Origin of the sequence: Phytohabitans aurantiacus, assembly GCF_027923225.1 — a bacterium.
Taxonomy (GTDB): domain Bacteria; phylum Actinomycetota; class Actinomycetes; order Mycobacteriales; family Micromonosporaceae; genus Phytohabitans; species Phytohabitans aurantiacus.
Map to the genome: position 1 here is coordinate 36,379 of NZ_BSDI01000047.1, position 14,622 is coordinate 51,000.

At 73.4% G+C, this 14,622-nt stretch carries 1 protein-coding gene and 1 pseudogene; both read right to left on the minus strand.

Annotation, left to right across the window (positions count from 1 at the left end):
- Nucleotides 1–47: 47 nt before the first annotated feature.
- A complete protein-coding gene (locus tag QMG73_RS34525) occupies nt 48–251 on the minus strand; it encodes an MbtH family protein (RefSeq protein ID WP_281902832.1) in 204 nt (67 codons plus the stop codon).
- Nucleotides 248–14,602, minus strand: a pseudogene (locus QMG73_RS34530) (amino acid adenylation domain-containing protein); the annotation flags it as partial. The pseudogene QMG73_RS34530 and the gene QMG73_RS34525, both read right to left, overlap by 4 nt.
- Between the last annotated feature and the right edge of the window lie 20 nt (nt 14,603–14,622).

Consider the following 14,622-nt stretch of genomic DNA (forward strand, 5'->3'; position numbering starts at 1 on the left):
ATCAGGGCGTCCCTCAAGTCGTTAGAGCAACTTGAGGGACGCCCTGATCATGCTTGGCGGAGGGACTTGGGGCGGAGGTCGCGCCAGTGGTCTTCGACGAACGCGAGACAGGCGTCGCGGGTGTCGTCACCGAAGATGGCCGTCCAACCGTCCGGCACCGCCACGAAGGACGGCCACAGCGAATGCTGTTCCTCGGCGTTGACCAGGACCAGGTAGCGGCCGTCGGGGTCCTCGAACGGATTGGTCATCACTTCTCCCAGGTGAATGCGGTCAGGGCGCGGAACCACGCCTCGGCGAGGTCACGAACAGCGGGCTCGGGCAGGACCGCCGCGGGCCAGATCCAGGTGGCGCACAGGTGCGGCCCGTCGGGGCGGTCTTCGGTGTGCGCGTTGACGGACAGCGCGAACCGGTGCGGCATGTCCGGGTCGACGCCGACGTCGAGCGCGTCCGTCTCCGGCGCGAATGCCCAGTCGACCCTATCGGGCAGGTCGAACCTACCGAGGTAGTTGAACTCGATCGGCGGTACGCCCAGGGCTTCGAGCGCCGGCCCGGTGCGCGGGTTGAGGTGGCGCAGCAGGCCGTACCCGAGGCCACCGTCCGGTATGGACGCCAGTGTCGCGCGGATCCGCGCGATGGCGGCCGCGTGCGGGAGGCCGGGCTCGCCGGGGTTCAGCAGGATCGGGTACAGGTTGGTGAACCAGCCGACCGTGCGGGACAGGTCGACGCCGCCGCCCGCCTCTTCCTGCCGGCCGTGCCCCTCCAGCGCGACCGTCACCGATCGACCGGATCCTCCGCGCCGCTCGCGCCATTCGGCCACCGCCAGCGCGAGCCCGGTCAGGAAGATGTCGTTGACGGTGGCGTCGTGCGCGGCCGGTACCGAGGTGAGCAGCTTGCCGGTGACGTCCGGCGGGAGCGTGAGGGTGACCTGCCGTGCGGTCGCCGCCACGTCGCGCGCCGGGTCGACGGGCCGGTCGAGGGGCAGCGGGTCGCCGCCGGCCAGCATCTCCGTCCACAGTGGCAGTTCGGTCTCTCGCGCCGGTTCGGTGGCTCGCGCGGCGAGCAGCGTGGCCCAGCGGCGGAACGACGTGGGCACCGGCGCGGGCGGGGTGCCGTCGCGCCACGCGGCTTCCAGGTCGGCGAGGATCACCCGCCACGACACCCAGTCGACCGCGAAGTGGTGGGCGACGAGCAGCAGCCGGCCCGGCTGGGAGCCGGCGTCGAACCACACCGCTTGCACCAGTACACCATTGGCGGGATCCAGACGGCCTTGCGCCGCCCGTGCCTCGGCCGCGATGACGCGGCGCGCGTCACCACCGCCCGTCTCCACGCGCCTCAGGGAGAAGCAGGGCGAGCCGGGTGGCGGCACCTCCATTATGGATTCTGCCAGCCGGGCGCGCAGCAAGTCGTGCCGGTCCACCACCTGGCGCAGGGCCGCGGCGAGCCGCTCCTCCCCGAGCCCGGCGGGCACCTGCAGTAGCACCGACTGGTTGTATCCGCGCAGGGAGCCGCCGCCCTCCCGCACCCAGTGCAGGATCGGGGTGAACGGCACGCTGCCGGTGCCGTCGTCGGAGGTCACCGCGTTCGCCGCGTCCACGACCGCCGCGAGCCCGGCGACCGTGCGGTGCTGGAGCACCATGCGCGGTGTCACCGCGAGCCCTGCCTGCCGCGCGCGGCGGACGAGTTGGATCGCCACGATGCTGTCGCCGCCGAGCGCGAAGAAATCGTCGTCGACGCCGACCTCGGGCACCTTCAGGATTTCGGCGAAGAGCGCGCAGAGCGCCCGTTCCCGATCGTCGCGCGGTGGCCGGCCGGTGGCGGCGAACACGGGTGCGGGCAGCGCGCGCCGGTTCAGCTTGCCGTTCGGGGTGAGCGGCAGCGGCCCGTCGAGCAAGACCACCGCTGCCGGCACCATGTAGTCGGGCAGCAGCGCGGCGACGTGCGCGCGCACCTCCGCACCGTCGATCGGACCCCTGAACTGGTCGGGGCTCGCTCCGCTCGCGCGGCCCCCGAGGCCCAGGTGGCGCCGTCTTCCCTCGTCGCTTCGCTCCTCAGTCCAGAAGGCGCCGGCCTCGGAGGCCGGGACGGCATACCCGATCAGGCGCTTGCCGTCGGCGACGACGGCGGCCTGCGCGACGCCCGGATGGCGCGCGATCGCCGCCTCGACCTCGCCGAGTTCGACCCGGAAGCCGCGGATCTTCACCTGGTCGTCGACCCGGCCGAGGAAGTCGATGGTGCCGTCGGGCCGCCAGCGCGCCCGGTCGCCGGTGCGGTACATCCGGGCGCCGGGCGGGCCGAACGGGTCGGCGATGAACCGGGACGCCGTCAGCCCGTGCCGCCCGAGGTATCCGCGCGCCAGGCCGCGCCCGCCGACGTACAGTTCGCCGACCACACCCGGCGGCACCGGACACATCGCACCGTCCAGGATGTACGTGCGGGTGTTGGGATCCGGTACGCCGATGGGGATCGCGCCGTGCCAGCCCGGCTCCGCGTCCCACAGTGTGGAGTTGACTGTCGCCTCAGTCAGGCCGTACGCGGCGAAGAGGCGCAACCGCTCGGCCCACCGCCCGATCAGGTCCGGTGGCACGGTCTCGGTGCCGACCAGAAGCACCGCGCCCTCGGGCAGTTCGCACTCGGCCGGCAGCGCCGACACCAGCGACGGCGGCAGGATCATGTGGCTGATCCGCTGCTCAAGGAGCAGGTCGGTGAGCACCTTGTCCGGCACCCGCGCCTCGTCGGGTACGAGCACGAGGGTCGCGCCCACGCAGAGCGCCATGGCCAGCTCGAAGACCGCCACGTCGAAGCCGAACGACGCGAACTGCAGCACCCGGCTGTCCGGCCCCACGCCCATCCGGTCGATCGCGGTGGCCACGAGGCTGCTGATGCCCTCGTGCGGCACCACGACGCCCTTGGGGCGGCCGGTCGAACCCGACGTGTAGATGACGTACGCCGCGTGGTCCAGCGCGACGTCGACCGCGGGTGGCGGCGTCCCGAACGCCAGGTTCGACGGCGTGAGCACAATGGACGCGCCGGAGTCCGCCACCATGTAGGCGAGCCGGTCCTCGGGCTGGTTGGTGTCGAGCGGCAGATAGGCGGCGCCGAGGCGGAGTACGCCCAGGACGGCGGCGACCATCTCGACCGACCGCGGCACCGCGATGCCGACCACTTCTTCCGGCCCCGCGCCCTTGGCGGCGAGCCCACCGGCGATCCGGCTCGCGAGCGCGTCGAGCTCCGCATAGGACACCGAGCGGTCGCCGTCCACGACGGCCACCTCGTGCGGCCGTTCGGCCACCTGCCGGGCGAACAGCACCGGGAACGGCTCCTCGGGCACCACCCGGTCGGTGGCGTTGAAGTCGCGCAGCACCAGCCGGCGCTCGTCGTCGCCGAGCACGTCGACCCGGCTGACCGGAGCGGCGGGATCGGCGGTGACGGCCTCGACGAGCCGGACCAGCCGCTGGCCCAACCGGGCAACCGCGTCGGCTTCGAAGAGCCCGGTGCGGTACTCGATGAGCACGTCGAGCCCGTCGGCCCGCTCGACGAAGGCGAACACCAGGTCGAACCGGGCGGTGCCGGTCTCGCCGTACTCCGGGGTGACCGCCAGCCCGGCCAGGTCGAAGTCCACATCGGACCGGTTGCGGTACACCACCATGACCTGGAAGAGCGGGTTGCTGGCGAGGGACCGGTCCGGGTTGAGGGCCTTGACGACCGCCTCGAACGGCACGTCCTGATGCGAGAACGCGGCCAGATCGGCCTCCCGCACCCGGGTCACGAGGTCGGCGAAGCCGGGGTCGCCCGACAGGTCGGTACGCAGCACCAGCGTGTTGACGAAGAAGCCGACCAGATCGTCGAGCGCCTCGTCGGTGCGGCCGGCTATTGGCGCGCCGAGCGGGATGTCGGTACCGGCGCCGAGGCGGTACAACAGCGCGGCCACGGCGGCGTGGGCCAGCATGAACATGCTCGCCCCGGACTCCTGCGCGAGCCGGCGCAGGCCCTGGCTGGCGGTGGCGCCGAGGTCGATGCTGAGGGCGGCGCCGCTGTTGCCGGTGTCGCGACCGGTCGCGCCGGGCAGCTCCAGCCGCTCCGGCATGCCGGCGAGGGCCGTACGCCACCACGCGAGCTGCCGTCCGGCGAGACTGTCCGGATCGGACTCGTCGCCAAGCAGCTCGCGCTGCCACAGCGTGTAGTCGGCGTACTGGACGGGCAGCGGCGCCCACTCCGGTGCCGCGCCGGCAGTCCGGGCGGCGTACGCGGTCGACAGGTCGCGCAGGAACGGACCATCCGACCACTCGTCGGTGGTGATGTGGTGCAGCAGCACGACGACGACGTGCTCGTCCGTCCCGTCGGGCACCATGGTCACCCTGATCGGCAGCTCAGCCGCGAGGTCGAACGGCCGGCGCACGGCCGCCTCGACCACCACCGCCGGGTCACCCGCCACGATGTCCACCGTGGGGCGGGCCGACTCGATGGGCACGATCCGCTGGATCGGCCGCCCGTCCCGCTCGTCGAACACGGTGCGCAGCGCCTCGTGGCGCGCCACCACGTCACCGACCGCGGCTTCGAGAGCGGTCACGTCCAGCGGGCCGCGCACCCGCATGACGATCGGGAAGTTGTACGCCGCGGTACCGCCGTCGAGCTGCTGGAGCACCCAGAGCCGCTGCTGGGCGTACGACGCGGGGATCTCGTCCGGCCTCGGCATGGGCGCCAGCGCGGGGCGCCGCTCTGATCCGCCGCCCGCCCGCGCGGCGAGCTCGGCAACGGTACGAGCCTCGAACAGGTCGCGGATGGCCAGCTCGGCGCCCAGCGCTGTTCGTGCCCGGCTGATCAGGCGGGTGGCGAGCAGCGAATGGCCGCCGAGGTCGAAGAAGTCGTCCTCGACGCCCACCTCCGGCAGGCCCAGCACCTCGGCGAAGAGTCCACACAGGACCTCCTCGGCCGGGGTCTCGGCGGGCCGGCTCTCGCCGCGCTGCACGGCCGGCTCGGCGTCCGGCAGCGCCTTGATGTCGAGCTTGCCGTTGACGGTGAGCGGCAGCCGGTCGAGCGTCACGAAGGCGGCTGGCACCATGTAGTCGGGCAGGGTCCGCTTGAGATGCTCGCGCAGGCGGTGCGCGAGGGCGCTCGCGTCCCGGGCGGCGGCCGGGTCGTTGGTCAGCGGCCAACCACCGGTGGGTACGTGCGGCACGACGCCCGGCGACGGCAGGAACACCGCGTCCAGGCTGCCGTCGCCGTCCGCCGACCACGTCACATGGTCGGCACCCATCTCGTACAGGTCCTCGACCTCGACACCATCATCGACGAGCCGCGCGTTGGGTATCCCCGTGACCCGCACCGCGCGATCCGAGCAGGTGACCGCCGAGGTGTGGAGGATGGCGTCGTAGCGGTATCTCGTCAGTTCGTTGTGGTGGCGGCCCCTACGGACGCGCACCGACGCGGTAGCGCCGGGCAGCGTCGCGAAGTAGTCGGGGTCGACCAGCAGTTCCTTTTCGGACACCGCCGCACGGCGAACGGCCGCCACGCTCGTGTGGAAGTGCTCGGCGAGCCGCAGGTTTCGCACGTCGCCGACGAAGACACGCCCGCCGGGCGCCACGAGGTCAAGCGCGGCGGTCAGCACCGATGTCAGGTACGCGGCGCTCGGGAAGTACTGGATGACGGAGTTGACGACGACGGTGTCGAAGTACCCGCGCGGCAGCCCGGACAGGTCGTCGGCCGGCTGGCACCGCAGCTCCACCCGGCCACTGAGCCGCAGGTCAGCGGCCACGCCGGCGCGCAGCGCCTCGATGACGGACGGCGCGAAGTCGGTGCCCCAGTACGCCTCGCAGTCGGGGGCGAGCCGCCCGAGCAGGAGTCCACTGCCGACCCCGATCTCCAGGACGCGACGGGGGTTCAGGGAGCGGATGTGCGCGACCGTGGTGTCGCGCCACTCGCGCATGTCGTCGAGCGGAATGGGCTGACCGTCGTAGCTGCTGTCCCAGCCGGAGAAGTCCTCCTTGGACAGAGCGGTGCCGATCTCGGCGTACTCGGCGTCGTAGATCTGCTGCCACTCGCCGATCTGGGCCTGCTCGACTTCCGGTCGCCCGGATGAGAGCGGGGCCGGCACGACGTACCCGATCAGCCGGTCGTCGCGAACGGCGACGGCCGCCTGCGCGACCCGCTCGTGCGCCCCGAGCACCGACTCGATCTCGCCCAGCTCGACCCGGTACCCGCGGATCTTGATCTGGTCGTCGGTGCGGCCGAGGAAGTCGATGTTTCCGTCCGGCCGCCGCCGCACGAGGTCGCCGGTGCGATACATGCGGCCACCGGGCGGCCCGAACGGGTCCGCGACGAACCGGTGCGCGGTCAGCCCCGGCCGGTCGAGGTAGCCGCGCGCCAGCCCGACGCCGCTGATGTACAGCTCACCGGCCGCCCCGTCCGGCACCGGCCGCAGCCACGTGTCGAGGATGTGCGCCCGGGTGTTCCAGATAGGACGGCCGACGGTCGGGGTATCGCTGTCGAGCGTGCCGCCGCCGAGCGTGTTGATGGTGTATTCGGTTGGCCCGTAGAGGTTGTAGCCGAAGGTGCCCTCGGTGTCGCGCAGCCGCGCCCACACCGCGTCGGAGACCGCCTCGCCGCCGAGCAGCACGAGCGGTGGCCGGTGCGCCCCGTCCAGCAGCCCTTCCGCGAAAAGGTGGTGCGCGTACGTCGGCGTCACGTTCACGACGTCGATCTCGTGCCGGTGGCAGTACGCGACCAGCGCCTCGGCGTCGCGGCGCAGCTCTTCGTCGCAGACGTGCACCTCGTGGCCCTCGACGAGCCAGAGCAGCTCCTCCCACGACATGTCGAACGCGAACGAGACGGTGTGCGCGATACGCAGCCGGCGGCCGCCCGCCGACGCGATCGTCGGGTCGAAGATGGCCTCGCGGTGGTTGAGCTGCATGTTGGTCAGGCCGCGGTACGGCGTGACGACGCCCTTCGGGCGGCCCGTCGAGCCGGAGGTGTAGATGACGTACGCCGGGTGCTCCAGCGCGAACCGGCGCTCCAGCGGCGTGGCCTTCAAAGTGGACAGTTCCGCGATCACGGCGGGCTCGTCGACCGATACGCACTCGCCGGGCAGCCGCGCCGCCACCGCGCGGGTCGACAGCACGCAGACCGGCCGCGCGTCGTCGAGCATCATCGCGAGCCGCTCGACCGGATGGTCCAGCTCCAGCGGCAGGTACGCGGCACCGGTGCGCAGCACCGCGAACAGGGCGACCACCATGTCGATGGAGCGCGGCAGCGCGAGCCCGACGACGGCTTCGGGTGCGGCGCCCCGCCGGGCGAGCAGCCTCGCCATCCGGTTCACGCGCGCGTCGAGCTCCGCGTAGGTGACCCGCTCCGTGCCGAAGACGAGCGCCACCTCGTCGGGTGTGCGGGCGGCCTGCGCGGCGAGCAGGTCGGCCACGGTCTCGTCGCCGACCGGGTGCGCGGTGGCGTCCCAGTCTCGGGCCAGCCGGTCACGCTCGCTGCCGGGCAGTACGTCGAGGCCGCCGACCGGCGCGTCCACATCGGACGCCAAGGCGTCGAGGGCGGCCGCGAACCGGTCCAGCACCTGCGCCGCCAGGCCGGCGTCGAGCACGTCCCGCCGGTACGCGAGCGTGGCGCGCAGCCGGTGTGCCGGGGTCACCACGACCGCGAGCGGGTAATGGGTCGCGTCGACGCTGCCGACCTCGACGATGCCGTGGCGCTTTCGCAGGGCGGCCAGCTCGTCCTCGTCACCGATGTTCTGCAGCGCGAAGAGGGTGTCGAAGAGCCGCGGATGCGGGGTTTCCCGCTGCACGTCGCCGAGGCCCAGGTACTCGTGCGGCATCAGCGCGGTGCGCTCTGCCTGGAGCCGGCGCAGCAGCGAAGCGACGCTCTCGCGCGGGTCGAACGCCACCCGCACCGGCACGGTGTTGAGGAAGAGGCCGATGGCGTTCTCGATGTGGTCGATGGGCGCGGTGCGACCGGCCACCGTCGCGCCGAACACGACGTCGTCGCGGCCGGCCACGTTGGACAGTACGAGCGCCCAGGCCGCGTTGAGCACGGTGTTGAGGGTGACGCCGAGCCGGCGGGCCGTGCCGCGCAGCCGCTCACTGACCTCCTCGCTCAACTCCAGCCGCAGCCGCTCCGGCAGCCCCGCGCCGGTCTGGGTTCCCCCCACGAGGGTCGGCTCGTCGAGGCCGGCCAGGGCGTCGTGCCAGGCGCGGGCGGACGCGGTCGTGTCGCGGGTGCCGAGCCACGCCAGGTAGTCGCGGTACGAGCCGGCGGGCGCCACGTCGCGGTCGTCGCCACCGCTGGCGTACAGGCCGAGCAGCTGCTCCAGGAACACCGACGCCGACCAGCCGTCCAGCAGCAGCACATGGTGGCTGATGACGAGGCGGTCGCCCGCGTCGCCGCGCCGGATGAGCAGCATCCGAAATAGCGGCGGGCGCGCCAGGTCGAAGCGCCGAGCCCGGTCCTCGGCCACCAGTTCGTCGAGCCGGGCGCCCCGCTCCTGCTCCGTCAGGCCCGACAGGTCCACAACGGACAGCGGTACCTCGGGCGCCGCGGCCACGAACTGCACGGGCTGGGACAGGCCGTCGCTGGTGAAGCCGGCCCGGGTGCCCGGGTTCCGGGCGAGCAGCGCCGCGCACGCCGCGCGCAGCCGCTCCGGGTCGAGGCCGGCCGCCACGTCGAACGCGGCCTGCGCGGTGTAGACGTCGATCCCGCCGCTGTCGTAGCTGGCGTGGAAGTACAGCCCCTCCTGGAGCGGCGACAGCGGCCACACCTCGTCGAGCGCGCCGCCGCAAACCCGGCGCACCCGATCGAGTTCCTCGGCGGTGAGGGCGACCAGGGGGCGTTCGAGCGCCGCGCCTTCGACCTCCGCTGTGGCCGCGAGCGCGGCCAGAGCGGCCGGAGTGCGGTGCGTGAACACCTCGCGCGGCCCGATCTCCAGCCCGGCCGCCCGCGCCCGGCTGGCCACCGCGATCGACAGGATGCTGTCGCCGCCGAGCGCGAAGAAGTCTTCGGCTACGCCGACGTCATCGAGTCCGAGCACCTCACCGTAGACCTGGCAGAGGAGCAGTTCGCGTTCGTCGCGGGGTGCGCGCGTCGCGGCCCGCTCGGCGACGGGGGCCGGCAGTGCGGCCCGGTCCACCTTGCCGCTCGGCGTGCGGGGCAACGCGTCCAGCAGGACGAGCGCGGACGGCACCATCGGCGCCGGCAGCGTCGCGGCCAGGGCCGCGCGCAGCGCCTCAGCGTCCACTGTGGTGTCTGGCTGGGGTACCGCGTACCCGACGAGCCGCACGCCGCCCGGACCGTCCGCGCGCGCCACGACGGCCGCCTCGGCGACACCCGGCTCGGCGCGCAGGCGGGCCTCCACCTCGCCCGGCTCGACCCGGTTGCCGCGGATCTTCACCTGCTGGTCGGCGCGGCCGAGGTACTCCAGCGTCCCGTCAGCGCGCCGCCGCACGAGGTCGCCCGTGCGGTACATCCGCTCGCCCGGCCCACCGAACGGGTCGGCGACGAACCGGTCGGCCGTCACGCCGGGGCGGCTGTGATAGCCGCGAGCCAACTGGACACCGGCGATGTACAGCTCACCGGTGGTCGCCGGGCACAGCGCCCCGTCGAGCACGTACAGCCGGGTGTTCCACACCGGACGTCCGATGGGGACGGTGCCGGTGCGCTCCACGCCCGCCTCGTGACACGTGACCTGGATGGCGGCCTCGGTGGGGCCGTACACGTTGTAGACCGGCACGCCGGTCGCGGCCCGCCAGCGGGCGGCCGCCTCGGCGGGCAGCGCGTCACCGCCGGCGAACACCCGCCGCAGGCTCGCGAACACGCCGGGTTCCGTGGCGGCCGCGTCCGCGAAGGCGCCCAGCACCGAGGAGACGGTGGTGAGAGTGGTGGCGCCGTGCTCGCCGATGAGGCGGGCCAGTACGGCGGGATCACGGTGCGCGCCGGGCGGGGCGAGCACCACGGTGGCGCCCGCGCCCAGCGGCCAGAAGATCTCCAGGATCGACGGGTCGAAGCTCGCCGAGAGCTGGTGCAGCACCCGATCGTCCGGGCCGAGCGGAAACCGGTCCTGCGCCCACGCGAGCTGCGCCGTCACCGCGCGGTGCGTGACGAGCACGCCCTTGGGCGTACCGGTCGACCCGGAGGTGTAGATGAGGTAGGCCGGGCCGTCGGGGTGAGCCGTGGCCGGGACGGGCGCCCCGTCCAGGTCGGCCATGACGGACGGGGTCACCACGAAGGCGGCACCGGAGTCGGCCAGCATGAACGACACCCGGTCGGCGGGATAGTCCACATCGACCGGCAGGTACGCGGCGCCCGCCTTGAGCACGCCCAGCAGCGCGGCGATCAGGTCGGTCGAGCGCGGCAGGGCCACCGCCACGACCTGTTCTGGCCCGACGCCCCGGGCGCGCAGCAGTCCGGCGAGGACGGAAGAACGGTGATCCAGCTCCCCGAAGGACACCGACCTCCCGCCCTCGACGACCGCCGTCGCACTGGGGCGCCGGGCGGCTTGCGCGGCGAAGGCGTCCACCAGCGTGGCCGGCGGGAGCTCGCGCACCTCGCCAGCCAGCGGGGCGCTCTCCTCCACCGTGGACACGTCCACCCGGCCCACCGGCCGGTCGGCGTCGGCCGCGATCGCCGACAGCACGCGTACCAACTGGTCGGCGACCCGCCGCGCGGTCGCGCCGTCGATCCGCGCCGCGTCGTGCTTGAGCCGCAGCTCAAGGGTCTGTATCGAAGCTGAGCGCTCGGCGGGCAGCACGATGACCGCTAGGGGGTAGTGGCCGGTGTCCACGTAGTCCAGTCCGGTGACGCGCAACGCGCCGCTGGGGTCGCGCAGCTCGCCGTCGACCGGGTAGTTCTCGACCACCACGAGGGTGTCGAAGAGGTCGCCGAGGCCGGCGAGGCGCTGCACCTCGGCCAGCCCGACGTGCTGGTGGTCCAGCAGGTCGGTCTGGCTCGCCTGGAGGCGCCCGAGTACCTGGCTGAGCGGCTGCTCAGGCCGGCACCGCATCCGCACCGGGAGCGTGTTGATGAACAGGCCCACCATCGACTCGATGCCGTCCACCTCGGCCGCACGGCCGGACACGGTGGTGCCGAACACCACGTCCGAGCGACCGGTCAGGCGGCTCAACAGCAGGCCCCAGGCGCCCTGGACGGCTGTGCCGAGGGTCAGGCCGCGCTCGCGGGCGCGGGCGGTCAGGGCCGCGGTCAGCTCGGCCGGCAGGGCCACGCGGACCTCGGCGGGGCGGGGAGCGGCGGCCGCGGCACCTGCCTCGGCCAGCAGGGTGGGCTCGTCGACGCCGTCGAGGGCGTGCCGCCAGGCGTCCAGTGCGGCTGTCCGGTCGCGCCCCGACAGCCATGCCAGGTAGGCCGGGTACGGGGTGACCGCAGGCAGCTCGCCGCCGCCGTACCGGGACAGCAGCTCGCGCAGCAGCACGGACACCGACCAGCCGTCCGCCACGATGTGGTGGAACCGCAACACCAGCCAGTGCCGCGCCTCGCCGCCCCGGATGAGGGTGAACCGCACCAGCGGTGGCTTCGCCAGGTCGAACGGCTCGTTGTCGCCGACCGCCGACGCGCGCGCGGCTCGCTCGCTGTCCGGGTACCCGGACAGGTCGACCTCGCGCCACGGCACGACACCGGCAGCGCCCGCCGGGGAAATCACCTGGACGACCCGGCCGTCGGCGCGCTGGTGGAAACCGGCGCGCAGCGGCGCGTGCCGGTCGAGCAGCGCCTGCGCCGCGTCGCGCAGCGCCGCCGCGTCGAGCGGGCCGTGCAGCTCCACCATGAGCCGGACGGCGTACACATCGGACGCCGGGTCGAGGTGGGCGTGGAAGAAGAAGCCCTCCTGCAGCGGGGTGAGCGGCAGGTCGCCGGTGAGCTCGCCGATTACTGCCGGGCTCGACACGGTGCCGGCGGCGGCCGCGAGCGCGGCGACGGTGCGGCGCTGGAACACATCCCGCAGCGACAGGGCGATGCCGGCCTTCCGTGCCCGCGCGAGCAGCTGCACGGCGAGGATGCTGTCGCCGCCGAGCGCGAAGAAGTCGTCGTCGATGCCCACCCGCGGCACGTCGAGCAGCTCGGCGCAGAGCGCGCAGAGGGTCTCCTCGCGGGCATCGCGCGGCGGGCGGCCGGTGGCGAGCGCGGCGAAGTCGGGTGCGGGCAGGGCGGCCCGGTCGAGCTTGCCGCTGGTCGCGATCGGCAGGCGGTGCAGCGGCACGATCGCGGCCGGCAGCATGTACTCGGGGAGCCGTTCCCGCAGGTACGACCGCACGGCACGGGTGAGCGCGTTGACGTCCGGGAACGGCGCGGGGGTGTTGGCGTACGGCCGGGTGGTGCCGCCGGGGCGGTAGGCGCCACCGGAGCCACCGTGCGAGAACACCGCGTCGAACTCGCCCGCGTCGCTGTCCGCCGACCAGGTGAGGGTCACCTGGTACCCGAGCGTCTCGGCCAGTTCCCGCACCGCCTCCGGGTCGACGCCCGCCGCCACGGGCGCACCGCGCAGCGCCGCGAGGTCCGAGGCGAGCCGGGCGTTGGGCACCCCTTCGAGGCGCAGCGCCTCGGGCCGGTGCTCGCCCAGGTACGCCGCCACCTCGCCGAGGCCGGCCCACCGGTGTACCGGCGCCGGCGGACCAACGGTCGACACTCCCTTGTGGACCACCACGTCGTACCGGTACCGGGTCAGCTCGTTGTGGTGCCGGCCCTCTTTGAGCAGGATGTCGGCGCGGCCGGAGCCGGCGAGAGCGGTGAAGTAGTCGGGGTCGAGCAGCAACTCGCGCTCCCAGGCCACGTCGCGCGCCACGGCCGCGGGATCGGCGGCCCCGGACCGGGAGGCGAGCACGCCCGCCCGCAGGCACGGCAACAGCCGCAGGTTGCGTACGTCGCCGACGAACAGCCGCCCGCCCGGCGCCACGAGGTCCAGCGCCTTGGAGAGCACCCCGGTCAGGTAGGACTCGCTCGGGAAGTACTGCGCCACCGAGTTGACGACGACCGTGTCGAAGTACCCGGAGGGCAGGTCGCCGAGGTCGTGTGCCGGCTGGGTACGCAGCTCCACCCGGTCGCTCAGGCCGAGTCCGGCCACCCGCTCGCGCAGCGCCTCGATAGCCTCGCTCGACAGGTCGATGCCCCAGTACGCCTCGGTGTGCGGCGCCACGCCGGTGAGGATCAGTCCACTGCCGACACCGATCTCCAGGACCCGGCGCGGCGCCAGCCCGAGCACCCGCGCCACGGTGGCGTCGCGCCACTCGCGCATCTCGTCTGGCGGGATCGGCTCCCCGTCGTAGCTGCTGGTCCAGCCGGCGAACATGTCACCGGCGCCGGCCGCGAACAGCGCGTCGTGCGCCTCCCGCCAGCCGGTCAGCAGCGCGTCCTGGTCCGCCGCGGCGAGGTCCGGCACCACGTACCCGACAAGCCGCTTGGCGCCGCCACCGTCGGCGCGTGCCACGACGGCCGCCTGCGCGACCGCCGGGTGTCCACGCAGGACGGACTCGATCTCGCCCGGCTCGATCCGGTACCCGCGGATCTTGACCTGATCGTCGGCGCGGCCGAGGAAGTCGAGCCGACCACCGGACAGCCGGCGCACCAGGTCGCCGGTGCGGTACATCCGCTCCCCCGGCGCGAACGGGTTGGCGACGAAGCGCTCGGCGGTCAGCGCGGGGCGGCCCAGGTAGCCGCGCGCCAGGCCGGACCCACCGAGGTACAGCTCGCCTTCGGTGGTGGGACGCAGCGAAGCGTCGAGCACGTACGCCGCTGTTCCCGGGTCCGCGACTCCAATGGGGACCGACGAGCCTTCCACAGCATCGGGATCGCATGAGCCCAAAGTGGAGTTGACGGTCGCCTCGGTGGGACCGTACGCGTTGAACATCTTGAGGTCGCGGGCGTACCGGGCGACCAGCTCCGGCGAGACCCGCTCGGTACCGGCCAGCAGCGTGGCGCCCGACGGCAGCGCGCAGTCCTCCGGCAGCGCGGCGAGCAGCGCGGGCGGCAGGATCATGAAGGTGGCGCCGTGCGCGTGCGCGTACTCGGTCAGCGCCGGACCTGGCACCCGCCGGTCGGACGGTACGACGATGAGGCGGCCGCCGGAGAGCAGGCCGAGGCACAGGTCCCAGAACGCCACGTCGAAGCTCGGCGAGGCGAACTGGAGCACCCGGCTGTGCGCCCCCACACCAAGCCGCTCGGTCTGCGTGGCGATGAGCTTCGCGATGCCCGCGTGCGATACCACGACACCCTTGGGGCGGCCGGTCGAGCCGCTGGTGTAGATGACGTACGCGGCGTTCGCGGGGCTGAGTCGCGGCTCAGGGTCGGTGTCCGGCTGCCCGTCACCGAGACCGTCCACCGTGGAGAGCCGGCACACCGGCGCCGCGTCGGCCAGCATGTACGCGATCCGCTCGGCCGGGTAGTCCGGGTCGATCGGCAGGTACGCGCCGCCCGCCTTGAGGACGGCGAGCTGCGCCACGATCATGTCCGCCGATCGGGGCAGCTCCAGCGCCACCACGCGTTCCGGCCCCACTCCCTGGGCGATCAGGGCGTGCGCGAACCGGTTGGCGCGGGCGTTCAGCTCCGCGTACGTGAGCTCGGTGTCCTCGAAAACCAGGGCCAGGGCGTGCGGAGCGCGCCGGACCTGTGCTTCGAACAGCTCCG